This window comes from Aminobacter sp. DSM 101952, assembly GCF_001424795.1.
Taxonomy (GTDB): Bacteria; Pseudomonadota; Alphaproteobacteria; order Rhizobiales; family Rhizobiaceae; genus Aminobacter; species Aminobacter aganoensis.
Window position 1 is genome coordinate 77215 of sequence record NZ_LMCL01000003.1, and the last position, 24500, is coordinate 101714.

The following is a 24500-nucleotide window of genomic DNA, read 5'->3' on the forward strand; positions in this document are numbered from 1 at the left end:
CCAAGGCGGCGCCCATTCTACGAGTTCGCAAATGCTGCAAAGTGGTGATTGGCCGGGAGCGTCGATGACGGCCTGATCTCCCCCCTTGCGGGGGAGATGCCCGGCAGGGCAGAGGGGGGTGTGAAGGAATGAGACCTTGCTTCGCTGGCTGTCCGCTTTCAAATGGGATCAGCACGAAAGACATACTTGGACATCATGACCGACACAGCCTCCCACGAAGCCCGCATCGCCGAACTCGAAAAGCTCGTCCGCGACCTTCAGGCGCAACTGGAAGCCGTGCAGAAGCACCTCGGCATCACCGCCAAGCCAACGGAAAAACCGCTGCGCTCGCGCGGCATGCTGGGTAGCCCAAGCAGCAGCAGCCGGCGCTAGGCCGGCCGCTCGGTCACCACGATCAGGCCCTCGACCGGCTCGCGGCGGTCCTGGCGGATCACGGCGCGCTCCAGCGAGACCAGCGTCAGGCCGGCGGCCGCGATCAACCCGTGGACATAGGCCTCGGAATGGGCATAGCGGCGCGACGCCTGAAGCTCGAAGGGGCCGACGCCCGAAAACAGCTCGACCGAAAAGGCAAAGATGCCTCCAGGCGCCAGCATCTTCATGACACCGGAAAACACCCTGTCGAGCGCGCCGAGATACATGAACACGTCGGCAGCGGTGACAAGGTCCGCCGCTTCGCCCGCAAACTCCAGCTCCTGCAGGTCGGCCTTGTCGAGGCTATCGTAAACACACTTGTCACGCGCCTTGCGCAGCATCTCGGCCGAGATGTCGTAGCCGTCGAGGCGCTTGGCCACAGGCCGCAGCTTGACGCCCATCAGGCCGGTGCCGCAGCCGAGATCGACGGCATGCGCAAACGCGCTGCGCCCGGTGGCGCCGATCGCCGCCGTCAGCAGTTCCGGCACGCGGTAGTGCAGCGTCTCGACCAGCGCGTGGTCGAACTTCTCGGCATACTGGTCGAACAGCATTTCGACGAAGGCGCTCGGCGGGCTGTCGGCGGCCGGTGCCGCGCCGATCAGTTGCAGCTTGAGCGTTGCGCCCGGCCGGTCGGCCGGCTCGAGCTTCAGCGACATGCGCCAGGCCTCGGCGGCGGCGTCGGTCTGGCCAGCCGCCTCCTGGATCTCGCCCAGCCGGAACCAGCCCATCGCCCAGTTCGGCGCCAGTTCGAGCGCGCCAAGCATCAGTTCGGCGGCGGCGGCATGGTCGCCCGACGCGAACAGCATTTCGGCATAGTCCGCCCGCCGGTCGGCAAGCAGGTCGTTGGAAGAGAGCTGCAACGGCGTCAAGCGCGGTGTCCAGAATGAGGAGAGTGGCGCGCATTACTGCCAAAGCGGCCTTCCACGCAAGCGGCAAATGCCTATCTTGCAAAGATGCGTGCCCGCGACCTGCTCCATCCCCGCCCCGAAGGGCTCTATTGCCCGCCCGGCGATTTCTACATCGACCCGGTGCGAGCGGTGGAACGCGCGCTCATCACGCATGGCCATTCCGACCATGCCCGCCCCGGCCATGCCAGGGTGCTGGCCACGCGCGAGACGCTCGACATCATGGCGATCCGCTGCGGAGCCGACTTTGCCGGCAGCACCCAGGCCGTGGCGCTGGGCGAAAAGATCCGGCTCGGCGACGTTACCGTGGGCTTCCATCCGGCCGGGCATGTGCTCGGCTCGGCCCAGATTTCGGTGCAGCACAACGGCCTGCGCATCGTCGCCTCGGGCGACTACAAGCGCGCCAGCGACCCGACCTGTGCCGGCTTCGAGGTGGTGCCGTGCGATGTCTTCATCACGGAGGCCACCTTCGCGCTGCCGGTGTTCCGCCATCCCGATGCCTCGCAGGAGATCGGCAAGCTGCTGAAGTCGGTCCAGCAGTTTCCCGAGCGGGCCCATCTGGTCGGCGCCTATGCGCTCGGCAAGGCGCAGCGGGTGATGCGGCTGTTGCGCGACCAGGGCTACGACAAGCCGATCTACATCCATGGCGCCATCGCGCGCCTCAGCGAGTATTACCAGAGCCAGGGCGTCGACCTCGGCGACCTCCAGCCCGCAACGATCGAGGACGGCGACAGGAGCGACTTTGCCGGCGCCATCGTCATTGCGCCGTCGTCGGCCTTCGCCGACCGCTGGGCCCGGCGCTTTCCCGACCCGCTGGCCGCCTTCGCCTCCGGCTGGATGCGCATCCGCCAGCGCGCCAAGCAGGGCGGCGTCGAGCTGCCGCTGATCATCTCCGACCACTCCGACTGGGACGAACTGACCGCCACGATCCGGGAAACCGGCGCCGGCGAGGTCTGGGTCACCCATGGCCGCGAGGAAGCGCTGGTGCGCTGGTGCGAATTCAACGGAATAGCGGCAAGACCGCTGCATCTGGTGGGCTATGAGGATGAGGGGGATTGAGGATGGTTACACTCCGCCCCACGCTCCCATGCCCCGCCAAGCGCGACAGGACCGCCAAGACTGCGGGACAGCACCCCCCTCTGGCCTGCCGGCAATCTCCCCCGCAAGGGAGGAGATCACGCTGTCATCGCCCGGCCAGCCCACCAACAACGTTGCAACCTCTATCGCTGCAGCGTCGCAGGGCGAGTGCCGCCGGCGACGAGACCAATCTCCCCCCTTGCGGGGGAGATTGCCGGCAGGCCAGAGGGGGGTGGGACGGAGCGCTACGCCGATCAGGAGCCTCCCTCCCATGAACCGCTTCGCCGAGCTCCTCGACCGTCTTGTGCTGACGCCGTCGCGCAACGGTAAGCTGAAGCTCATCACTGACCATTTCCGCGCCGTCGAGGATCCCGATCGCGGCCTGGCGCTGGCGGCCCTGACCGGCGAGCTCGACATCGCCTCGGTCAAGCCGGCGATGCTGCGCCAGCTTGTGTCGGAGCGCATGGACCCGGTGCTGTTCGGCTATTCCTACGACTATGTCGGCGACCTCGCCGAGACGGTGTCGCTGGTGTGGCCGGAGCCAGGCGGCAATGCATCGCCTGCAGCACCCCCACCCCTCACCCCTCTCCACAAGGGGGAGGGAGACATCAGCGTCTCAGAATCCCCCTCCCCCTTGTGGAGAGGGGTGAGGGGTGGGGGTAATCCGGCCTACAAACCCAACCACGACATCACGCTCGCCGACGTCGTCGCAGCCCTCCAGTCCGCCAGCCGCTCGGACGGGCCGGCCGTGCTCGCCCGCCTGCTCGACCAGGCGGAAACATCGGCCCGCTTCGCCATCATCAAGCTGGTCACCGGCGGGTTGCGCATCGGCGTCTCGGCACGGCTTGCCAAGCAGGCGCTGGCCGACCTCGGCCCCGTCGACGTCGCCGAGATCGAGGAGCTGTGGCATGGGCTGGCACCGCCCTATGCCGACCTGTTCGCCTGGCTGGAGGGCAAGGCGCCGAAGCCGGAACAGGCAGCCAAGGCGCCATTCCGCCCGGTGATGCTGTCCAACCCGGTCAGTGAAGGCGATCTCGAAAAGCTCGATCCCGCCGACTATGCCGCCGAATGGAAATGGGACGGCATCCGCGTCCAGGCGGTGTCGGAGGGCGGCGTCCGCCGGCTCTATTCGCGCACCGGCGACGACGTCTCCGGGGCGTTCCCGGACGTGGTCGCGGCGATGGATTTCGAGGCGGCTCTCGACGGCGAACTTCTGGTCGGCGTGCCCCGCGATGCGACCGGCACCTTCTCCGACCTGCAGCAGCGGCTCAACCGCAAGACCGTGTCAGCCAAGATGCAGGCGCAATATCCAGCCTTCGTGCGCTGCTACGACCTGCTCCAGCTCAATGGCGAGGACCTGCGCGGCCTCGCCTTCACCGAGCGGCGCCGGCATCTCGAAACCTTCATCGCCGCGCTCGACCCCGACCGCTTCGACCTGTCGCCGCTGGTTGCCTTCGATGGCTGGACCCAGCTCGAGGACATGCGTAGCGCCCCGCCGCACCCGATCATCGAGGGCGTGATGCTGAAGCGGCTCGATTCGCCCTATCTCGCCGGCCGGCCCAAGGGTCCGTGGTTCAAGTGGAAGCGCGACCCGCACACAGTCGACGCGGTGCTGATGTATGCCCAGCGCGGCCACGGCAAGCGCTCGAGCTTCTATTCCGACTACACTTTCGGCGTCTGGTCGGGCGCCGAGGGCGCGGAAGAGCTGGTGCCGGTGGGCAAGGCCTATTTCGGCTTCACCGACGAGGAGCTCAAACAGATCGACAAATTCGTCCGCGACAACACCATCGAGCGCTTCGGCCCGGTGCGCTCGGTGCGCGCCGACCGAGCCAACGGGCTGGTGCTGGAAGTCGCCTTCGAGGGACTGAACCGCTCGACCCGCCACAAATCCGGCGTCGCGATGCGTTTTCCCCGCATCTCGCGCCTGCGCTGGGACAAGCCGCCGGCCGAGGCCGACCGCATCGAGACGCTGCAGGCGCTGCTCGACTGAGGCGGGTGCGCCGCCTATTCGGTCACCGAGACCCTGATTTCGTAGATGTCGACGGCTTTGCCCTGCTTGTCGATGTCGGTGTTGATCGCGATGGTCCCGGCAGCGCCCGGCTGCTTGTCGGGCACGTCCATCTCGAACAGGTACTCGCCGCGCTGGTAGCCGACGATGTAGCGCTTGCGGCCGCAATCGCCGAGCTCGCCGAAATTGCAGTCGACGGCCATCTGCGTTTCCTTGCCGTCCTCGGCGCGGGCGACGATGTCGAACACCGCATGCTTGCCGGCGATCTGCTGCAGCAGTCCCTGGCCGACGTCGAAGCTGATGGCCGAGCCGGTGCTGCCCGATCGGATGCGCAGGAAGCTGCCGGTATCGTCGGCCGTCACCTCGGCGCTGGTGCCGCTCGGCGTGCTGACGTCGGTCGGATCGGTCGGGGTGAACACGGTGATCCAGTTGCGCGCCTGGTCGACCTCGCCCGGCCGGGCCGGTCCGCCATCCGGCGAAAAGTCCTCGCTCTCGAGCGTCTTCGGCGGGTTGCGCACCGACGTGTCGATCTCTTCGGCCGACTTGAACTGGTCGGTCTGCACCGCCCACCAGGCGCCGATGCCGCCCATGGCAAGCAAGGTCACGGCAAAGAACATCGCCGCGAACGGCCGTTGCTTTTCGGCGCGCCGGGCCGCGCGATCCGCCGCGCGACGCTCGGCCCTGCTGCGCTTTTCGGTGATCTCGACCGGCCCGCCGGGCAGGGTGGCATCGGGCATGATATCGGGCACGACGGGCGTGACGCCGGTCGCCGGGCTGCCGATCGACACCGACGGCGCCTTGGCGGCGCCATTGCCGTTGAGCGAGACTTCCGGAGCCGGGGCCACATTGGCTGTGCCGGTCGAAACCGCCGGGGCGGCCGGCATGAACTCCGATTCGATCTCGGTGATCGTGGCTTGCAACGACTTGCGGCGGTTGATCGCCACCTCGACGGTCATGGCAGGATTGGTCTTGAGCGCGCGATCGAGCGCGGCAAAGGCCGCTCGATAGACCTTTTCGCGAAATTCGCGGTTCTCGGGGTCGCCCTTTTCGAAAGCGTTCCGGATCGCCTTTTCGATCGAATCCAACCGATATTCCTCGCAACGCACCTTTGTTGCCAGATGGTTAGCGACAGACCGGGCATCAATCAACGGCACGGAAAGCGTTTTGTCGGCCAAAACTGGATGCAATGCATCTGCGGACCGGCAAAAATGCGTGCAGCAGCGCTTGAAGCCGGTGCATTGTCCGCAGCGCCCGATCTGCTATAAGAAGTTACGTTTACGGAAACGTCAAAATCAAAAGCCGGGAGAGACAAGCGTGGCGCTGCCTGAAATCCTCAAGAAGAACCTGCGCGTTCCGGTCGTCGGCGCGCCGCTGTTCATCATCTCGCATCCGCCTCTGGTGCTGGCACAGTGCAAGGCCGGCGTCGTCGGCTCGTTCCCGGCTCTGAACGCCCGACCCGAGGCCCAGCTCGACGAATGGCTGGCCCAGGTCACCGAGGATCTTGTCGCCCACGACGCCGCCAATCCCGAACTCCCGGCCGCCCCCTTCGCCGTCAACCAGATCGTGCACAAGTCGAACAAGCGCCTCGAGCACGATTTGCGCCTGTGCGTGAAGTACAAGGTGCCGGTCGTCATCTCGTCGCTCGGCGCGGTCGAGGAGGTCAACCAGGCCGTCCACTCCTATGGCGGCATCGTGCTGCACGACATCATCCACGACCGCCATGCCCGCAAGGCCATCAAGATGGGCGCCGACGGCCTGATCGCGGTCGCCGCCGGCGCCGGCGGCCATGCCGGCACGCTGTCGCCGTTTGCGCTCATTCAGGAAATCCGCCAGTGGTTCGACGGGCCGCTGCTTTTGTCGGGCGCCATCGCCAATGGCGGCGCCGTGCTCGCCGCCCAGGCCATGGGCGCCGACCTCGCCTATATCGGCTCGCCCTTCATCGCCACCGAGGAGGCCCGCGCCGCCGAGGCCTACAAGCAGATGATAGTCGACTCGAAGGCCGCCGACATCGTCTACTCCAACCTGTTCACCGGCATCCACGGCAACTACCTCAAGGGCTCGGTGCGCGCCTCGGGCATGGATCCCGACCACCTCGCCGTCTCCGACCCCTCGAAGATGGATTTCGAGGAAGAGGGCAAATACAAGGCCTGGAAGGACATCTGGGGCTGCGGCCAGGGCATCGGCGCCGTCGACAAGGTCGTGCCGGCGGCCGAACTCGTCGCCCGCCTCGCCGGCGAATACACCGCCGCCAAGGCCCGCATCTGCGCCTGATGCGGAGCTTGCGCGCCATTGCGGCGCGCGGGCCCGTGCACCGCGACACGCGGCGATCGTGCGCCGCCTGTCAAATCCCTGCAAAGGCCGCTTGAAATCGGCGCGCAATGAAGTTATCAGGCACTCACGTCGCGCGAACCTCCGGGATCGCGCAGCCTGGAAGCCGCTTTAGCTCAGTTGGTAGAGCACATCATTCGTAATGATGGGGTCAGGTGTTCGAGTCACCTAAGCGGCACCACTTTTTCCCAGAGAACCCAGCCAGCCGAGAGGCGTCCTGCCCGCCTCCTGATGGCGTTTTTCCGCTTCCCAAGGCTCCGTCAGGCGACCAGTCCCAGCGAAACTTCGTCTGCGCATTCCCGTCGCGAGGACAGTTCCATGCCCGTAGTTTGAGCCAGCGCAAAGAAGCCAGCGCCGGCCATCGCTATGGTCCGTTCCGTCGGGTGCAACACCCTCTGTTTGCACCTGATCCAACCTAGCTCGCCCGCGCTGCCTCCCCATTCGGCGCGGGCCTTTTCTTCTGCCGGTGGTCTCGATCAAGGCGAGGCAAGCCATGACTGCGGCATCTGCCGCGGCGCGCGAGGCCATCTTCTTTGCGCTAGCGCAAAGAAGTCCCAGGGGCGCTGGGCCATGTTGCCGGCACCCCAACCGGAGAAAAGTCCGTGCCTGAAGCCAACCAAGATAGCTCCCTTCTCCCCATGCTGGTCGCCGGGCTGGTCCTGGTCGTGTTCGGCGGCATCGCCATCATGATGTTCGTCTGATCGGCAGCCGCAAAACCGCGAGAGTGTGACGCGCGCATCGGTCGCGTTCGCCATGTCGCATGGGGTTCCATGGCAACCGGCGGCACGCCGGTGTCGAAAGTCGAATGTAAGCGGGCAACAGCAAGGGCCCGCCGGGGGGTGCCGGCAGGCCCCTATGTCGGAGCGATGGCGGGCGGGGGTGTGGGTCGCTCCGTCAACCAAGAACGAAGCTGAGGTGGTTCGGTTCCCGAACTCGCATGGCGAGCGCGGGCCGATCGCATGCGCGCCTTTCCATGACGCACCACCCGCCGCGCCGAGCAGACATCGGCACCGGGAGCATGGCGCACTCAGGAGGCGGTCTGGCGGAGGCGGGCGATCAAGGCAACAAGCTCCGATTGCCGGCTGGTGCCGGTCTTGGCAAAGATGGAGCGGAGATGCGATCGCGCCGTCTCATAGCTGACCGAGCGCCGTTCGGCCGCTTCGCGCAGCGACATTCCATCGGCGAGCATCGAGGCCAGCATCGCCTGGGACCTGGTCAGGCCGAATGTCTCGGCGACATGTTCGGGTTCTGAAATCTTCGATTGATCGAGGTCCTCGATCAGGCATACGCCGACCGAGTGAGAGAAGATATCGAGCAGGTTGCCGCCGAGGCGCTGGATGCGCAGCAGGATCGGCCGCGCGGCATCCCTCTGGATCACCACCGGCTTGGCTGCGTCGGGGTCCAGCCATCTTTCCGTCAGCACGGTGTTCATCCGCGTCTTGATCAGCACGGTTTCGGCATGCGTCCGCGAGCGGAGTTCCCCTTGCGATATCTGCAATTCGCGTCCGAGGCTTGCGCTCGCAGCAGCGTTCGTGGCCGTCACCTTGCCGAAGCGGTCGAAAAACACCGCTCCCATCTTCGCCATCTGGAAGGCTTCCAGCATGCCGTCGATCTTCTGGCTGGCGATGTTCCATGTGATCGAGGCGGACACCATCAGGCGATCCCGCATCGCGCGGAAAATCCGCTCGTCCTCGACATCGAACGGGTCCTCGTCGAGGCGCCGGTGCAAGGTGAAGCAGACCAGGTCCCTGGCGTTCGAGAGACCAATGATGCAGGTGCGGCCAATCCCATACTTCGATTGGGCACGGTAATATTCCTGGTTCTTGAAATCCTCGCTGGTGGTGTAGTGCTGCTCCAGCACGGTCCCCTGCAACGCCAGCAACGGCATTCCGCGGAGACGCCACTCACGCTTGTTCCAGCCGCCATCGAAATAACCTTCGAGGGCTGGCTGGAGGCTGTCGGTGCTGACCAGCCCGCCCGGGAAACAGCCATGCAGGGGCACGATGTTGACCCCGAAGGCGCTCGTGGCCTCGGCCACCTGGGAAAGAATGCGCGGCCACAAGGAAGGATCGACGGCAGCTTCGAGAGTTCCGTCGAGCGCACGATCCAGTTTGGCTAAGTCAATTTGCATCGGACATGCAGAACAGGCGCGAGTCTATTTTCCAACACATACATCAATACCTTGTAGAAAATCGAGACAGTGCGGCTGCGAACCGCATTTGGCCCGGCAGAGACGCGTTCGCTCCGGATGCTCGCGCCGCACTTCTTCCGCTCGATGTCGGGCCTGCACCGGCGTGCGGAACTTTCAGCCGCCCATGGAACTGTCCTTCGTTTCGGGAATTGATTCGAAAGGCAGCTTCAGGAGCCACACACCATGCCGACGCCGCTTCAGCCGCGCCAACCGAGAGAAGATCAGAACAGCTTCGAATACTTCTTCGCAGCGGCGGTCATGATCGCCGTAGCGTTGACGATTCTCAACGCGGCGGCGGCGGATTTCATGCTGGCCATATTGCTGCTGCCCTGAACCGTACGAGGAGCGGGAAAGCCCGCCTTGCCGCTATGGATTGGTCGGATTGGTTCTATGTCGCCGTTGCGTTCGGCGCGGCGAGCGCGGTGCTCTGGCAGCTCGGCTATTAGTGGCCCGGAACGGGTCGCACCTGGCGCGCTGGCCCGGACACCGTCGACCGACGTCCGGACCCGCGGATTTTACGCACTCGGCGCTAGGCTGATTTCACCACCCTCAGCAGCACGAGCAGGATCACGGCACCGATGGTCGCATGGATGATCGCGGCGATGATGCCGGTCCCCAGGCTGATGCCGACGGCCGGAAACAGCCAGCCGGCGATCAGCGCGCCGACGATGCCGACCACGATGTTGCCGAGCAGGCCGAAGCCGTAGCCCTTGACCAGCTGGCCGGCGAGCCAGCCGGCGACGGCACCGACGATAAGGAAGATGAGCAGGCTTTCGATACCCATATGATCTCTCCTGGTTTGTGCCGTTTGGAGGTCAGGCTACGGCAGTGGTCTGGTCCTCGACGGCAGCGCCCGGCGTGTTCTTCTTGATCGACTCGATCGCCTTCAGCGCCGACGCCTTGGCCGAATAGCCCTCGGAGCTGAACATGACCTCGCCATTGGAAGCCCTGAAGCGGAAGCGAAACTCACCGCCCTTGTCCTTGTAGACCTCGAATTTGTACATCGCATTTCCTCGTAATTGCCGGTCCGCGACTCACGCCGCTGGCGAATCGTCGCACAGGCAAGCGGCGAAAGTCCATCACGGTTGCATCGGCGCGTGGTCGGCTCGCGGCAAGCGTGTCAGGCGTCCCTGTCGGTCAGACAGATGTGGCAGCATCCGGTGCCGTGGCCGGGCGTCCAGGTGACATTGTCGAAGCGCACGCCGGTGGCCTCGAACAGGCCGCGATCGAAGGCGCCGGCGATCCGGCACAATGTCGCCAGCGTGCCTTCCGCGACGCCCGCCGCCAGCCAGGCGTCCTTCAGCGGACAGCGCCTGACCTTGAAGGCGATGTGGCTGTCGCTGCGCTCGACGTCGGTGGGGTACATGCGCCCGTCATCCGGGCTGACGGCCAGGAAGGCCTCGCCTATGGCGCGCGCGTCGTTGGGACCGAACCGGGCGAACGCCACCTCCGCCACCTCGCGGCCGCGCCGCTCGATCGCCCGCACCAGCACCTCCTCCGCCTTCGCCTCGCCCAGCTCCGCCGACAGTTCTTCCAGCATCAGCCGGTAGAGGTCGGCGCGGTTGCGGAAGGCGGAGTCGAGTTCGAGAGCCAGCCTTTCGGCCCGTTCGGCATGTTCGGTCACGAGGCGGTCTCCCTGAATTTCGGTAGTTCCGGCGTGGCCGCCACCAGGGCCCGGCCGATGGCTGAGGCGGGTGCGGCGATCACCGCCCTCGCCTCGCCCTGTTCGACGACACGGCCGCCGTCCATGATGGCGATGCGGTGGGCGATCGCCCTGACGGCACCGAGGTCGTGCGAAATGAACAGATAGGCGATGCCCTCTTCCGCCTGCAACTCCTTGAGCAGCCGCAGAATGTCGCCGCGCACCAGCACGTCGAGTGCCGCCACCGCCTCGTCGAGCACGATCAGACGTGGCCGCGTGGCGATCGCCCGGGCAATCGCCACGCGCTGGCGCTGGCCGCCCGAGATTTCGTGGACGCGCCGGCCTGCAAGTTCGGGCGCAAGCCCGACGCGTTCGAGCAGCGACGCAATTGCCCCGGGGCGGGCCGCCCGGCCGGCGATGCCATGGATGCGCAGCGGGTCGTCGATCAGCCGGGCCACCGCGGCGCGTGGGTTGAAGGCGGCGAGTGGATCCTGGAACACCATCTGCAGTTTTGGCCTGATGGCGCGCAACGCGGCCCCGCGCAGCGCCAGCAGGTCCTCGCCGTCGAAGCGGGCGCCGCCGCCGTCGGGCTCGACCAGCCGCAGCAGGATGCGCGCCACCGTCGACTTGCCCGAGCCGGAGGGGCCTACCAGCGCCAGGGTCTCGCCGGAAGCAATCGAGAACGAGACGCCGTCGAGCGCGGCGAACTCGCTGTCGCCGCGCCGGTAGCGTTTCGACAGTCCCTGGACGTCGAGCAGCGCGCTCATGCCTCCAGCCCCAGATGTGCGGCGAGCAGCGCACGGCTGTAGTCGGTCCTCGGACGAGCCACCAGCGCGGCCGTCGTGGCCTGCTCGACCATGCGGCCATGGCGAAAGACGGCGATGCGGTCGGCGAGGTTGGCGGCAAGCCCGATGTCGTGGCTGACGAAGATCAGCGCCATGCCGTCCTCGGTCACCAGTGCCCGGATCAGCGCCACGATCTCGGCCTGCACGATGGTGTCGAGCGCGCTCGTCGCCTCGTCGGCGATCAAAAGCTTCGGGCGCGCCACGATGGCGGCGGCAATCGCCACGCGCTGCTTCTGCCCGCCCGACAGCTGGTGCGCATAGGCCCGCGCCAAGGCAGCCGGCTCGGGCAGCTTGACCCGGTCAAGCAATTCGACCGCCAGCCGCCGTGCTGCGCGCCAGCCCATGTCGAGATTGGCATGCGCCACCTCTGCCACCTGGTCGCCGACAGCCATGACGGGGTCGAGGCTCGATCCGGGGTCCTGGAAGACGAAACCGATGTCGCGGCCGTTGCGCGCCGGATGGTCGAGGCCGGGCCATGTGATCGTGCCATGGAGCCTCGCCGTTCGTGGCAACAAACCAGCTATTGCCCGCGCCAGCGTGCTCTTGCCCGAGCCGCTCTCGCCGATGACAGCCAGCCGTTCGCCGGCGGCAAGTGCAAGGTCGACGCCCTCAAGGGCAGCGGTCGCAGCGCCGCTGTAGCGCACGCCCAGTCCGCGCAGTTCGAGCAGCGCGCTCATGCCTGCCGCTCCCGCGCGGCCGTGCCTTCGACCACACCCTCGCCGGCGAGGTAGACGCCGAGCACCGCCAGCACCAGGGCGATGCCCGGGATGACGGAGAGGTAAGGTGCCGAGCGCAGCACCGCCCTGCCCTCCGCGATCATGCCGCCCCAGGTGACGCGGTTGGGGTCGCCGAGGCCGAGGAACGACAGCGCCGCCTCGGTCAGGATGGCGGCTGCGACGATCACCGACGACAGCGCCAGCACCGGCGGCAGCGCATTGGGCAACACCTCGCGGAAGGCGATCCCGACCGGATGCATGCCGATCACCCGCGCCGAGGCGACATAGTCGCGCTCGCGGATCGACAGAACCTCGGCACGGGCGATGCGTGCCGGTCCGGTCCAGGCGCTCAGCGCAATCGCCGCCACCACGACGCCGAGCGACGGCCCGACGACGCTGACCAGCGCCAGCGACAGCAGGAAGCCCGGCACCGTCTGGAACGCGTCGGTGATGCGCATCAGCACCTCGTCGACAAGCCCGCCGGCAAAGCCTGCAATGGTTCCGACGATGCTGCCGACGAGGATCGAGGCGGCAGCCGCAGCAAGGCCCACTGCCAGCGAAGTGCGCGCGCCATGGAACAGCCCGGCCAGCACGTCGCGGCCGAGGCGGTCAGTGCCGAGCGGCAGCGCCCAGTCCTGGAACGGCCGCAGCAAGGGCTGGCCGGCGATCGCCAGGGGATCGCCGGGAAACAGCAGCGGTGCTGCCAAAGCCATCGCGCCAAGCAGGCCGAGGATGACAAATCCGGCGACGGCCTCGGGCGAACGGAGCAGGCGGGCGAGGCTCATGCGCTCGCCTCGCTGGCGCCGACACGCGGGTCGAGCGCGGCATAGGCGATATCGACGAGCAGGTTGATGACGATCACGAGTGCGGCGCTGACCAGGATGATGCCGATCAGCAATGGCGTGTCGCGCGAGCCCACCGCCTCCTGCGCCAGCCGGCCGAGCCCCGGCACCGAAAAGACGCTTTCGATCACCACGCTGCCGCCCAGCATCTGCGCCGACTGCAGCCCGAGCATGGTGACCAGCGGCAACAGCGCATTACGCGCGACATGGCTCAGCACGATGCGGCGCCGGCCGACCCCCCTTGCGCGGGCGGCCAGGGTAAAATCCATGCGCCAGACCTCGGCCATGCCGGCCCGCATCATGCGGAGATAGAGCGCGAGATAGATCAGCCCGAGGCTGGTCACCGGCAGCACCATGTGCCTGGCGATGTCGAGCGCGCGGGCAAAGCCTGCCTTGCCGGATGCGATGGTCTCCATGCCCGACAGCGGCAGCCAGCGCAGCTCGACCGAAAAAACGATGGTCAGCACCAGCGCCAGCCAGAACCCGGGCACGGCATAAAGCGCCAGCGAGCCGATCGACAGCAGACGGTCGCGGGCGCTGCCCGGCCGGGCGCCTGCGACGATGCCGAGTGCCGTGCCGAGCGCGAAGGACAAGGCGGTCGCTGCGCCCATCAGCAGCAGCGTGTTCGGCAGCCGCTCCAGCACGACATCCCGCACAGGCCGGGAGAAGGCGACCGAGTGGCCGAGGTCGAGATGCAGCAACGCCCAGAGATAGGCGGCCAGCCGCGTCATCGGCGAGGCATCAAGCCCCCAGCTCTGGCGCAGCGCCTCGATCATGCCGGCGTCGCCGCCGACCGAGGCGACATAGGCGTCGACCGCATCGCCGGGCGCGGCCTCGAGCAGCAGGAACGAGCCGACGATCACGATCAGCAGCACCGGAATGGCGCCGACCAGCCGGCGTTTCAGGAGGCGGAAAGTGCGGTTCATCGAGGCATTGCCCCTGATGGGCGCGTGCATGACGCACCCCCACCCCTAACCCCTCCCCACAAGGGGGAGGGGAATTCCCATGTCACCCGATGCGCCAAGATGGATAGCTGCGCGCGCGCTTGGCGCACGACAGCGAGTCCCCCTCCCCCTTGTGGGGAGGGGTTAGGGGTGGGGGTGTTTGGAGGCACTGAGATTTCCAGAGGCATGCTCAGTAACGGATCATCATCCCGGCTGGCGGAATGATGTCACGTTTCGACATAGGTGTCCGCCCAGTTCGAAACCGCCCAGCGCGGGTTGTTGGAGACGTTCTTGACCGTGTCGCGCGCGACCGTGATGAAACCCCATTCGGCGACGTTGATCAGCGGCAGCTCGGCTGCCACCTTCTTCTGGAACTCCTTGTAGAGATCGATGCGCGCCGCAGGGTCCAGCGTCTCCGCCGCCTTGGCGATCAGCGCGTCGAGCTCGTCGTTCTTGTAGCCGCCCTGGTTGGAGAACGGCACGCCATCGGGAATGCCCGACTGCACCAGGATGGTCGTCGAGATCGCCGGGTCGCCACGGAACACCGGCGGAGCGATGGCGATGTCGAAGGCGTGGTCGGTGTAGACGGCCTTCTGGTGCGCGGCGGAGTCGTTGTTGACCAGTTCGGCGTCGATGCCGACGGCGGCCAGCGCCTGGCGCAGATAGGCGCCGAACTGCTTGGTCTCGTTGAAATAGGGTGCCGGCAAAAGCTTCAGCGCAAAACGCTTGCCGTCGTCCTTTTTCGGATAACCTGCCTCGTCGAGCAGCGCATTGGCCTTGGCGACGTCGAAGCCATAGGTCGCAACCTCAGCCGTGTAGAACTGCTTGTCGTTCTGCGGAACGATGCCGGTCGCCGGCTTGGCATAGCCGAGGAAGATCGTCTTCACGACGAAGTCCCTGTCGATGGCGTGCGCAATCGCCTGGCGCACCTTGACGTCGGCCAGCTCCTTGCGGCGGTGGTTGATCTCCACCACCAGCTGGTATGTCAGCGCCTCGTAGCCCTCGGTGATGACCTTGATGCCCGGCACCTTGGAGATGCGGTCGAGGTCGGCCAGCGGCACGGCCGAGAAGGCCGCAAGCTGGATTTCTTCCGCCTCCAGCGCCCCGGCTGCCGCCGCACGGTCGGGCAGCACGCGATAGATGATCTCGTCGAGTGCCGGTTCGCCCTCGCCCCAGTATTGGTCGTAACGCTCGAGCCGGTAATATTCGCCTGCCTTGTGCTCGGCGAACTTGAACGGGCCGGTGCCGATGGGCGCGTTGTTGGCCGGGTTCTCGGCGATGTCCTTGCCGTCGTAGACGTGCTTCGGCAGCACCGCCGTCAACGCCGGCAGCGCATTCCTGATCAGTTGCAGCGGCGTCGGCTTGGAGAACTTGAACACGGCCGTGTTCGCGTCCGGCGTCTCCACGGCTTCCAGGTTCTTGAACACGACGCGGCCAAGGTTCTGCAACGGCTTCCAGACGCTCAGCGCCGAGAACGCCACGTCGGCGGAGCTGAACGGCTTGCCGTCGTGCCAGGTCACGCCCTCGCGCAGCTTGAAGGTGACCGACAGCCCGTCGGCCGAGCCTTCCCAGCTCGTCGCCAGCAGCGGCTCGAGCCCGTCCTCGCCGTCGAACGAGGCCTCGGCCAACGGCTCGACGACCTTGCTCGACACGAAGAACACGCCGTTCGAAGCGACGATCGCCGGGTTCAGGTTGCGCGGCTCGGAATCGGCGGCGACCACCAGCCGCCCGCCCTTTTTCGCCTGCGTCCAGCCGATCGACGGCAAGGCCGTCGACGCCAGAAGGAATGCCGACCCCGCCAGCACCTTGCGCCTGGACAATTCAATTCCCGCCATATCGGCCTCCATGCATCGGGCTGGCAGAAAGGCCGGCCCGTCAATTCGATGCAGCGGATTATGATCGCCGCCGAAGCTTTTGCGAGAGACGAAATTGGCGTTTTGGGGCCGTGGCCCAAAACATTGTGCTCCGTGCGCGGGTGTTTCCACACGCACAGGCCAGATGTGCGAAGGCCCGGAACCGATGTCGGTTTCCGGGCCCAGGCTCAAGGCAGGATGGAAGAAGTCGCCTTTCGTTCAGGCGGCCTTCTTCCTGGCCAGGCGCGCACGGATGCTTTCGACATCGGCGCGCGGCGTCGCGGCAAACAGCGTCTTGGTGTAGCTGTGCTTGGGGTCGGCGAAGACCTCGTCGCGGCTGCCATATTCGACCGCCTCGCCGAAATACATCACCATCACCTCGTCGGCGATGTAGCGCACCACCGACAGGTCATGGCTGATGAAGACGTAGGTCAGCTGGAGCTCGTCCTGCAGGTCGGCGAGAAGGTTCAGCACCTGCGCCTGCACCGAGAGGTCGAGCGCAGAGACGGGCTCGTCCAGCACCAGCAGCTTCGGGTTCAGCATCAGGGCGCGCGCAATGGCGATGCGCTGGCGCTGGCCACCCGAAAACATGTGCGGATAGCGGTTGTAGTGCTTCTCCTCGAGGCCGACCTTCTTCAGCAGCGTCATCGCCCTGTCGCGGCGTTCGTCGGCGGGGGTGTCGGTGTTGATGACCAGCGGCTCGGTCAGGATGTCGCCGATCTTCTGGCGCGGGTTGAGCGAGCCATAGGGGTTCTGGAAGACGATCTGCACCTTGCGGCGCATCTCCGGGGTCATGTCGCCCTTGGCGATGTCGATCTTCTTGCCTTCGATCAGCAGGTCGCCCGAGGTCGCCGGGTCGATCAGCGTCAGGATGCGGCCGAGCGTGGACTTGCCGCAGCCGCTTTCGCCGACGATGGCCAGCGTCTTGCCCTTCTCGACGGTGAAGCTCACGCCCTTCACGGCATGAACGGTCTTGGCCTTCTTCAGCAGGCTGCCGGGCACATGGTAGTCGCGCACGATGTTGCGCGCTTCGAGAATGACGCTCATCGTGCTGCCCCTTCAATCTGGTCGTCGACGAACAGTTCGGAGATCGTCGGCAGGCGGTCGCCGGTGGCGTTGTCGGGCAATGCCGCCAGAAGCGCGCGCGTGTAGTTGCTCTTCGGGTTCTCGAACAGCGTCAGCACGTCGGCTTCTTCCATCTTGCGGCCCTTATACTGCACGACCACACGGTCGGCGGTCTCGGCCACGACGCCCATGTTGTGGGTGATCATGATCAGGCCCATGCCATGGTCGGCCTGCAGCTTCATCAGCAGGTCGAGGATCTGCTTCTGGATCGTCACGTCGAGCGCCGTGGTCGGCTCGTCGGCGATGAGCAGCTTGGGATTGCAGGCGATCGCGATGGCGATCATCACGCGCTGGCACTGGCCGCCCGACATCTGGTGCGGATAGGAGCCGAGCCGATCCGCCGGGTCGGGAATGCCGACCGCCTCGAACAGCTCGATCGCGCGCTTGCGGCGCGCCGCCTTGTCGAGGCCCAGATGCACGCGCAGCACTTCCTCGATCTGGAAGCCGACGGTGAAGCACGGGTTGAGGCTGGCCACCGGCTCCTGGAAGATCATGGCAATGTCCTTGCCGATGATCTTGCGCCGCTCGCTGGCCGGCATGGACAGCAGGTCGCGGCCATTGAAGGTCAGCTTGTCGGCGGTGACCTTGGCGGTCCAGGGCAAGAGCCCCATCGCCGCCAGCATCGACACCGACTTGCCCGAGCCGGACTCGCCAACGATGGCGAGAACCTCGCCCTCGTGGACCTTCATCGATACGCCGTTGACCGCGCGGAAGGGGCCGGAGGCCGTCTCGAACTCGACGACCAGATTTTCGATTTCAAGAAGTGCCATGTCAGGACCTCTTCAGCTTCGGGTCGAGCGCGTCGCGCAGGCCATCGCCCATCAGGTTGATCGCCAGCACGGTGATAAGGATCGCCACGCCCGGAAGCGTCACCACCCACCACTTGCTCTGGATGAACTCGCGGGCCTCGGCCAGCATCGTGCCCCATTCCGGCGTCGGCGGCTGCGCGCCCATGCCGAGGAAGCCGAGTGCGGCGGCGTCGAGGATGGCGCTCGAAAACGACAGCGTCGCCTGGACGATCAGCGGCGCCATGCAGTTCGGCAGGATGGTCTTGAACATCAGCCGGGCATGGCCGGCGCCGGCCACCTTGGCGGCGACGACGTAGTCGCGGGTCTTTTCGCTCATCACCGCGGCGCGCGCCAGGCGCACGAAATGCGGCTGGTAGACGAGCGAAATCGCGATCATCGCATTGACCAGGCCCGGCCCCAGGATGGCCACCAGCACGAGCGCCAGCAGCAGCGACGGGAAGGCGAGGATGATGTCCATCACGCGCATGATGGCGGTGTCGACCCAGCCGCGGAAATAGCCGGCGATGACGCCGAAGACGACGCCGACGACCAGCGACAGCGTCGTGACGATGACGCCGACGAACAGCGAGAACTGGGTGCCGAAGATCAGGCGCGAGAGCATGTCGCGGCCGACGGCGTCGGTGCCGAGCAGGAAGTCGGCGCGGCCGCCCTCCTGCCAGACCGGCGGAACCAGGACCGCGTCGCGGTATTGTTGGGTCGGATCGTGCGGCGCGATCAGCGGCGCGAAGATCGCCAGCAGGACGAGGAAGATGAAGAACACGAGGCCGACGACGGCGCCCCGGTTTTCGGAGAAGTAGTACCAGAATTCGGCCAGTCGCGCCCGGCGGGACGGATCAGTCGAAACGGCGCTGGTTGCAGCAGCTTGAGACATGACGCCCTCCTAGTGCCGGATACGCGGATTGATGAGGCCGTAAAGCAGGTCCACGGCAAGGTTCACCAGCATGATGACGGCTGCGATCATCAGCAGGCCACCCTGGATGACGGCGTAGTCGCGCCGCGACACGGAATCGACCATCCACTTGCCGATGCCCGGCCAGGAGAAGATCGTCTCGGTCAGGATCGCGCCGGCGAGCATCACGCCGACCTGCAGGCCGACGGTGGTGACGACAGGGATCATGGCGTTGCGCAGCGCATGGACGCCGACGACGCGGAATGCCGAAAGACCCTTGGCGCGCGCGGTGCGGACATAGTCTTCCGACAGCACCTCGAGCATCGCCGAGCGCGTCTGGCGCGCAATGACGGCGAGCGGGATGGTGCCCAGCACGATCGTCGGCAGGATCAGGTGGCTAACGGCCGACTTGAAGGCGCCGGCCTGGCCGGACAGCAGCGAGTCGATCAGCATGAAGCCGGTGACGGGCGGGAAATAGAACATCAGCGAGATGCGGCCGGAGACGGGCGTCCAACCGAGCATGCCGGAGACCAGCATGATCAGCAGCAGGCCCCACCAGAAGATCGGCATCGAGAAGCCGACAAGGGCCGTACCCATCATCGCTTGGTCGGCGAAGGAGCCGCGCTTGATCGCGGCGATCACGCCGGCCGGGATGCCGAGCACCACGGCGAAGATGATGGCGCAGAGCGACAGCTCGACGGTCGCCGGGAACAGTTCGAAGAACTGGTCGACAACCGGCCGCTTGGTGACGATCGAGGTGCCGAAATCGCCGCGCACGACACCCCAGAGGTAATCGAGATACTGGATGATGATCGGCCGGTCGAAACCGAGCGCGGCGGAGATTTCCGCGTGCCGCTCGGGCGACATGACGCGCTCACCCGACAGGAGGGCGACGGGATCGCCAGGCAGAAGTCGGATGAATGAGAATGCAATGATGGAAACCCCGACGAATGTCGGGATGAGGACGGCTAGCCGCCCCAACAGGAACCGGAGCATGTCAGACCTTTAAGTGAATGTTCCGAGAAAGGTAAGGGTAGCACAAAATGTGCATTGGGGCGCTTGTCGTACAAGCGCCCCAACCCAGGTTGACCCTGTTTAGGCAACCTTACTCCGTGATGTCAACTCCGTCGAAAGCGAAGTCGCCGAGCGGGCTCTGGACGAAGCCTTCGACGTTCTTGCGCATCGGCACGACCGACAGCGAGTGGTCGATGGTCGCCCAGGGAGCGTCCTTCTTGAACACCACCTGCGCCTCTTCGTAGAGCTTGGTGCGTTCGGCCACGTCATTGGTTTCCTTGGCCTTGGTCACCAGGTCGTCGAACTCCTTGTTGCACCACTGGGCGCGGTTGTTGCCGCCGACGGCGTCGCATCCGAGCAGGGTGTCGAGGAAGTTGTCCGGATCGCCATTGTCGCCGGTCCAGCCGAGCATGACGGCACCGTCACGATCCTTGGCCTTCGACTTGTCGAGGTATTCGGCCCACTCGTAGGAGACGATCTCGACCTCGACGCCGACCTTGGCGAAGTCGGACTGGATCAGCTCGGCCGCGCGGCGGGCGTTGAGCATGTAGGGACGCGAAACCGGCATCGCCCACACCTTCATCTTGAGACCGCTGACGCCAGCTGCCTCGAGCGCCTTCTTCGAGGCTTCCGGATCGTACTTGTCGTCTTCGACGGCCTTGTTGTACGACCACATGGTCGGCGGGATCGGGTTGGTCGCAGGGGTGGCGGCGCCCTGGAACACGGCGTCGACGATGGCCTGCTTGTTGATGGCCTGGTTCAGCGCCTTGCGCACTTCAGCCTTGTCGAACGGAGCCTGGGTGGTGTTGTAGGCGAGGTAGGCGACGTTGAGGCCTTCCTGCTCCATCACCTTCAGGTTGGTGTCGGCCTTCATCGCGGCGACGTCGGCAGCGTTCGGGAACGGCATTAGGTGGCATTCGCCGGCCTTCAGCTTCTGGTAGCGAACCGACGCGTCAGGGGTGATCGCGAAGACCAGGTCGTCGATCTTCTGCTTGCCGCCCCAGTAATCGGGGTTGGCCTTGTAGCGGATGATGGCGTCCTGCTGGTAGGCGACGAACGCGAACGGACCGGTGCCGAGCGGCATCTGGTTCATCTGGTTCATCTTGCCGTCGGCCTGCAGCTTGTCGGCATATTCCTTCGACACGATCGAAGCGAACGGCATCGCGATGTTGGCGAGGAACGGAGCTTCCTTGCGGGTCAGGGTGATCTTGACCGTCAGGTCGTCAACCTTCTCGACCGACTTGATGACTTCCGGGAAGCCCATGCCGGCAGCGTATTCCCACGAAGCGCCGGTAACGTACTTGTTCCACGGATTGTCGGCCTTGAGCTGGCGCTCGAAGGAGAAGACGACGTCGTCGGCGTTGAAGTCACGGCTCGGCGTGAAGAACTCGGTGGTCTGGTACTTGACGCCCGGACGCAGCTTGAAGGTGTACTCCAGGCCGTCGTCGGAGATCGTGTAGCTCTCGGCCAGGCCCGGCTCGGTCTCGGTCGTGCCCTTCTTGAATTCGAGCAGGCGGTTGTAGACGGTGTGCGCAGCGGCATCGAAAGTCGTGCCGGCGGTGTAGAGACCCGGATCGAAGCCTTCAGGCGAACCTTCCGAGCAGTAGACGAACGTCTTGGCGCTCGCCGCACCGCTCAGGACGGTTGCAGCCAGCAACGCGGCCGCAAAGGTCGTTTTTTTGAACATTGAACACTCCCTATGATTTTTCCCAAGCCCTACCCGTCAGGCTCGCAGGCGCGCATATAAGCACCGTTTATTCAGCTTTGGAACTCCCCGCCTACGTGCCCTTTGGTAAGCAGAATAATTTACCCACAGATGACTTGGCGACAGTCTGTTTTTTTCGAAATTTGATTGTCCGGCAGACGATTTCGACTTTGGCGACGCTTCATCAGAACCTGCTTTATCAGCTCCCGCTGCGCCACATCTCGTCGCGGCCGCGACATGGGTCCTGGCGCGCCATAGCCGATTCCAGCCGCGTCAAAAAAAAGCGAAATTCGGCCGCCGAGCTGACGTTGGGTGATACTTGCCGTTAACGTCATGTGGCAATACAAACAACTACAACATGCCCCGACGCGGCACTGTTCTTGCGGCGCTGCGACTAGTGACGAGGGCGAATGCCGGCGATCCATCAGGCCGGAAAAACAAGAACAACGTGGGAGGGTGCATTGGCTAAATCTACCGGCAAGGCGCGTACGGCAGACACCACAGCAAAGGCGGCAGCCAAGCCCGCCGGCAAGGCAAAGCCCGAAACCAAGGCAGCCGCCAAACCTGCCGCTCCGAAGGCCGAGGCAGCCAAGACTGCAAGATCGGCAGCCCCGGCAGCACCCGCCGCCAAGCCGGCGGCCAAGGTGACTGCCCCCGCCAAGAAGCCCGAAACGAAAGCCGCCGCCGCACCAGCGCCCAAGGCGAAGGCCGTGCCGGCCAAGCCTGCCAGTGCCAAGCCTACCAGTGCCAAACCGGCAACGCCCAAGCCGGCGGCCGCCAAGACAAAGACGGCTCAGACCAAGCCTGCTGCCGCCAAGGCCTCGCCGGTAAAGGCCGAACCGGCAGCCAAGCCCGCGTCCAAGGCGAAGGCCGCCCCCGCGCCGGCCAAGTCTGCGGCCAGGCCGGCGGCAGCTAAATCCGAACCCACCAAGGCGGCTCCGGCCAAGGTTGCCGAAATGCCAAAGCCCGCGGCCAAGGCCGCTGCACCGACGAAGGCCAAGCCAGCCGCCAAGGCTCCCGTGGCAAAGGCGAAGCCAGCCGCGAGGGCCGCGGCTCCGGCCAAGGCCACCGCTGCCACCTCCGCTCCTGTCAAGGCCGCGCCAGTCAAGGCCGGGGCCAAGCCGTGGCTGAAGAGCTATCCCGCCAACATGGCGGCCGAGATCGCGCCGCTGACCTACCAGTCGATCGGCGACCTGCTCACCGCCGCCTGCCAGACATATGCCGGCCGCCCCGCCTTTTCCTGCATGGGCAAGTCGCTGACCTATGGCGAGCTCGACCGCATGTCGACGGCCTTCGCCGCCTGGCTGCAGTCGAAGGGCCTCGCCAAGGGGGCCCGCGTCGCCATCATGATGCCCAACGTGCTGCAGTACCCGGTGGCCATGATGGCCGTGCTGCGCGCCGGCTACACCGTGGTCAACGTCAACCCCCTCTACACGCCGCGCGAACTCGAGCACCAGCTCAAGGATTCGGGCGCCGAGGCGATCGTCATCCTCGAAAACTTCGCCACCACGCTGCAGGCGGTCGTCGCCAGGACCCAGGTCAAGCATGTCGTCGTCGCCTCGATGGGCGAGATGCTCGGGCTCAAGGGCGTGCTGGTCAACCTGGTGGTGCGCAAGGTCAAGAAGCTGGTGCCGGCCTGGTCGCTGCCCGGCCATGTCAAGTTCATGGCGGCGCTCAAGGAAGGTTCGGGCAAGAGCCTCAAGCCGGTCGCCGTCGCCCCCGACGAGATCGCCTTCCTGCAATATACCGGCGGCACGACCGGCGTTTCCAAGGGTGCGATGCTGATCCACTCGAACGTGCTGGCCAATGTCGCCCAGCTGGCGCTGTGGGTCGAGGACGCCTACACGGTCAAGCCGAAGCCGCCGCACCTGACCTTCGTCTGCGCGCTGCCGCTCTACCATATCTTCGCGCTGACGGTGAACGCGCTGATGGGCATGCAGCAGGGCGCCCTCAACGTGCTGATCCCCAATCCGCGCGACATCCCCGGCTTCGTGAAGGAACTGGCCAAGTTCCAGTTCAACATCTTCCCCGGCCTCAACACGCTGTTCAACGCGCTGACCAACAACGAGGATTTCCGCAAGCTCGACTTCTCGGGCCTGATCCTCTCGCTCGGCGGTGGCATGGCCGTGCAGCGGCCGGTCGCCGAGCGCTGGAAGAAGGCGACGGGCAACCACATCACCGAGGGCTACGGCCTGTCGGAAACCTCGCCGGTGGCGACCGCCAACAAGTGCTCGTCACCCGACTTCACCGGCACCATCGGCCTGCCTCTGCCCTCGACCGACATCGCCATCCGCGACGAGGACGGCAACGACATGCCGCTCGGCGAGGTCGGCGAGATCTGCATCAGGGGACCGCAGGTGATGGCCGGCTACTGGAACCGGCCCGACGAAACCGCGAAGGTGATGACCCCCGACGGCTACTTCAAGTCGGGCGACATGGGCTTCATGGACGAGGCCGGCTTCACCAAGATCGTCGACCGCAAGAAGGACATGATCCTGGTCTCGGGCTTCAACGTCTATCCCAACGAACTCGAGGACGTCGTCGCCCAGCATCCCGGCGTGCTCGAAGTCGCGGCAGTCGGCGTGCCGGACGAACATTCGGGCGAAGTGCCCAAGCTGTTCGTCGTGCGCAAGGATCCCGACCTCACCGTCGAGACGCTGATCGCCTATTGCCGCGAAAACCTGACCGGCTACAAGCGGCCGAAATACATCGAGTTCCGCACCGAGCTGCCGAAGACCAATGTCGGCAAGATCTTGAGGCGCGAATTGCGGGGCTGACCCCTCGCCCTATTGCGACGAACATGCGGCCACCGTGGAAAGGTTTTCCACGGTGGCCGCTTATTTTCGCCCTCGGCGATCGCCGCGCGTCACGCCGCCTCATTTTCTCAAACGGCATCAAACGACCATTTGATTGAAGCGCTTGGCCATTTCCTGTGACCGTGGGAATAGCCCAACCTTCACGGCATGGATCCCCGGGTCTGCGCAGACCCGGGGATCCATGCCGTGACGGCTGGAGCTTACACCACGGTCCCATGCCATTCGTACATGCACGCGGATTGTCACCATCTGTCAGCATCCCGCGTGGAGAGCCGCCCGCGTTTCTCCACCCCCCTCTCAACCTCCCGTATCATCACCCTCGCGATCTTCCACGGGACTCCGGTGCGCACCGGGCAACGGGGGGAAGCGCCGGTGCCGGG

General features: G+C 65.6%; 22 protein-coding genes and 1 tRNA gene. 7 read left to right on the forward strand and 16 right to left on the reverse strand.

Annotated elements, in window-relative coordinates:
- Positions 1 to 186: 186 nt before the first annotated feature.
- Complete coding sequence (locus ASC75_RS04895; protein WP_055971112.1) at positions 187 to 372, forward strand: hypothetical protein; 186 nt, start codon at positions 187 to 189, stop codon at positions 370 to 372.
- Here ASC75_RS04895 and ASC75_RS04900 read toward each other — a convergent pair.
- Positions 369 to 1280: a methyltransferase domain-containing protein gene (locus ASC75_RS04900; RefSeq protein WP_055971115.1), complete on the reverse strand. Its 912-nt coding sequence runs from the start codon at positions 1278 to 1280 to the stop codon at positions 369 to 371. The genes ASC75_RS04895 and ASC75_RS04900 overlap by 4 nt on opposite strands.
- Positions 1281 to 1364: 84 nt before the next feature.
- Between ASC75_RS04900 and ASC75_RS04905 the strand changes: the two genes are divergently transcribed.
- Together ASC75_RS04905 and ASC75_RS04910 are read left to right on the forward strand one after the other, a co-directional pair.
- Positions 1365 to 2375: a ligase-associated DNA damage response exonuclease gene (locus ASC75_RS04905; protein ID WP_055971118.1), complete on the forward strand. Its 1011-nt coding sequence runs from the start codon at positions 1365 to 1367 to the stop codon at positions 2373 to 2375.
- 289 nt (positions 2376 to 2664) lie between these two features.
- On the forward strand, positions 2665 to 4383 hold the full coding sequence (locus tag ASC75_RS04910) for a cisplatin damage response ATP-dependent DNA ligase (protein WP_055971121.1): 1719 nt from the start codon (positions 2665 to 2667) through the stop codon (positions 4381 to 4383).
- Positions 4384 to 4397: 14 nt separating this feature from the next.
- Here the strand turns inward: ASC75_RS04910 and ASC75_RS04915 are convergent, their stop codons facing one another.
- Entirely contained in the window at positions 4398 to 5486 is a 1089-nt protein-coding gene (locus ASC75_RS04915) for a hypothetical protein (protein ID WP_055971124.1), read from the reverse strand.
- A 229-nt stretch (positions 5487 to 5715) separates the two neighbouring features.
- Here ASC75_RS04915 and ASC75_RS04920 point away from each other — a divergent pair, with 229 nt between their 5' ends.
- A complete protein-coding gene (locus ASC75_RS04920; RefSeq protein ID WP_055971127.1) occupies positions 5716 to 6672 on the forward strand; it encodes a nitronate monooxygenase family protein in 957 nt (318 codons plus the stop codon).
- Positions 6673 to 6834: 162 nt separating this feature from the next.
- Positions 6835 to 6910, forward strand: a tRNA-Thr gene (locus ASC75_RS04925).
- Positions 6911 to 7756: 846 nt separating this feature from the next.
- Here the strand turns inward: ASC75_RS04925 and ASC75_RS04930 are convergent.
- On the reverse strand, positions 7757 to 8860 hold the full coding sequence (locus ASC75_RS04930; protein ID WP_156381108.1) for a helix-turn-helix transcriptional regulator: 1104 nt from the start codon (positions 8858 to 8860) through the stop codon (positions 7757 to 7759).
- A 243-nt stretch (positions 8861 to 9103) separates the two neighbouring features.
- On the opposite strand from ASC75_RS04930, the gene ASC75_RS25855 reads away from it, so the two are divergent.
- On the forward strand, positions 9104 to 9253 hold the full coding sequence (locus ASC75_RS25855) for a hypothetical protein (protein WP_156381109.1): 150 nt from the start codon (positions 9104 to 9106) through the stop codon (positions 9251 to 9253).
- 196 nt (positions 9254 to 9449) lie between these two features.
- On the opposite strand, the gene ASC75_RS04935 is transcribed toward ASC75_RS25855, so the two are convergent.
- The 13 genes from ASC75_RS04935 to ASC75_RS04995 all read right to left on the reverse strand — a co-directional run bounded on the left by ASC75_RS04935 (position 9450) and on the right by ASC75_RS04995 (position 21286).
- Complete coding sequence (locus tag ASC75_RS04935; protein WP_055971133.1) at positions 9450 to 9704, reverse strand: GlsB/YeaQ/YmgE family stress response membrane protein; 255 nt, start codon at positions 9702 to 9704, stop codon at positions 9450 to 9452.
- Positions 9705 to 9735: 31 nt separating this feature from the next.
- The gene (locus ASC75_RS04940; RefSeq protein WP_055971136.1) at positions 9736 to 9924 is read right to left on the reverse strand and encodes a YegP family protein; all 189 of its coding nucleotides are present in this window, start codon (positions 9922 to 9924) and stop codon (positions 9736 to 9738) included.
- 116 nt (positions 9925 to 10040) lie between these two features.
- Complete coding sequence (locus ASC75_RS04945) at positions 10041 to 10544, reverse strand: L-2-amino-thiazoline-4-carboxylic acid hydrolase (RefSeq protein ID WP_055971139.1); 504 nt, start codon at positions 10542 to 10544, stop codon at positions 10041 to 10043.
- Positions 10541 to 11329, reverse strand: coding sequence for an ATP-binding cassette domain-containing protein (locus ASC75_RS04950; protein WP_055971142.1), 789 nt, complete (start codon positions 11327 to 11329; stop codon positions 10541 to 10543). The genes ASC75_RS04945 and ASC75_RS04950 overlap by 4 nt, the downstream gene beginning before the upstream one ends.
- Entirely contained in the window at positions 11326 to 12084 is a 759-nt protein-coding gene (locus tag ASC75_RS04955) for an ABC transporter ATP-binding protein (RefSeq protein ID WP_055971145.1), read from the reverse strand. Before ASC75_RS04955 ends, ASC75_RS04950 begins: the two co-directional genes overlap by 4 nt.
- Positions 12081 to 12908, reverse strand: a complete 828-nt coding sequence (locus tag ASC75_RS04960; RefSeq protein WP_055971147.1) for an ABC transporter permease — start codon at positions 12906 to 12908, stop codon at positions 12081 to 12083. Before ASC75_RS04960 ends, ASC75_RS04955 begins: the two co-directional genes overlap by 4 nt.
- The gene (locus ASC75_RS04965; protein ID WP_055971658.1) at positions 12905 to 13891 is read right to left on the reverse strand and encodes an ABC transporter permease; all 987 of its coding nucleotides are present in this window, start codon (positions 13889 to 13891) and stop codon (positions 12905 to 12907) included. Before ASC75_RS04965 ends, ASC75_RS04960 begins: the two co-directional genes overlap by 4 nt.
- A gap of 245 nt (positions 13892 to 14136) precedes the next feature.
- Positions 14137 to 15744, reverse strand: a complete 1608-nt coding sequence (locus ASC75_RS04970; protein ID WP_055971661.1) for an ABC transporter substrate-binding protein — start codon at positions 15742 to 15744, stop codon at positions 14137 to 14139.
- 237 nt (positions 15745 to 15981) lie between these two features.
- Positions 15982 to 16809 carry a dipeptide ABC transporter ATP-binding protein gene (locus ASC75_RS04975; protein ID WP_055971152.1) on the reverse strand — a complete coding sequence of 276 codons (828 nt, stop codon included), beginning with the start codon at positions 16807 to 16809 and terminating at the stop codon, positions 15982 to 15984.
- A complete protein-coding gene (locus tag ASC75_RS04980; protein ID WP_055971155.1) occupies positions 16806 to 17657 on the reverse strand; it encodes an ABC transporter ATP-binding protein in 852 nt (283 codons plus the stop codon). The genes ASC75_RS04975 and ASC75_RS04980 overlap by 4 nt, the downstream gene beginning before the upstream one ends.
- A 1-nt stretch (position 17658) precedes the next feature.
- Entirely contained in the window at positions 17659 to 18567 is a 909-nt protein-coding gene (locus tag ASC75_RS04985; RefSeq protein ID WP_055971159.1) for an ABC transporter permease subunit, read from the reverse strand.
- A 9-nt stretch (positions 18568 to 18576) separates the two neighbouring features.
- The gene (locus ASC75_RS04990) at positions 18577 to 19581 is read right to left on the reverse strand and encodes an ABC transporter permease subunit (RefSeq protein ID WP_055971162.1); all 1005 of its coding nucleotides are present in this window, start codon (positions 19579 to 19581) and stop codon (positions 18577 to 18579) included.
- 109 nt (positions 19582 to 19690) lie between these two features.
- Complete coding sequence (locus ASC75_RS04995) at positions 19691 to 21286, reverse strand: ABC transporter substrate-binding protein (protein ID WP_055971165.1); 1596 nt, start codon at positions 21284 to 21286, stop codon at positions 19691 to 19693.
- A 479-nt stretch (positions 21287 to 21765) separates the two neighbouring features.
- On the opposite strand from ASC75_RS04995, the gene ASC75_RS05000 reads away from it, so the two are divergent.
- A complete protein-coding gene (locus ASC75_RS05000) occupies positions 21766 to 24081 on the forward strand; it encodes a long-chain fatty acid--CoA ligase (RefSeq protein WP_280137925.1) in 2316 nt (771 codons plus the stop codon).
- Positions 24082 to 24500 lie beyond the last annotated feature (419 nt).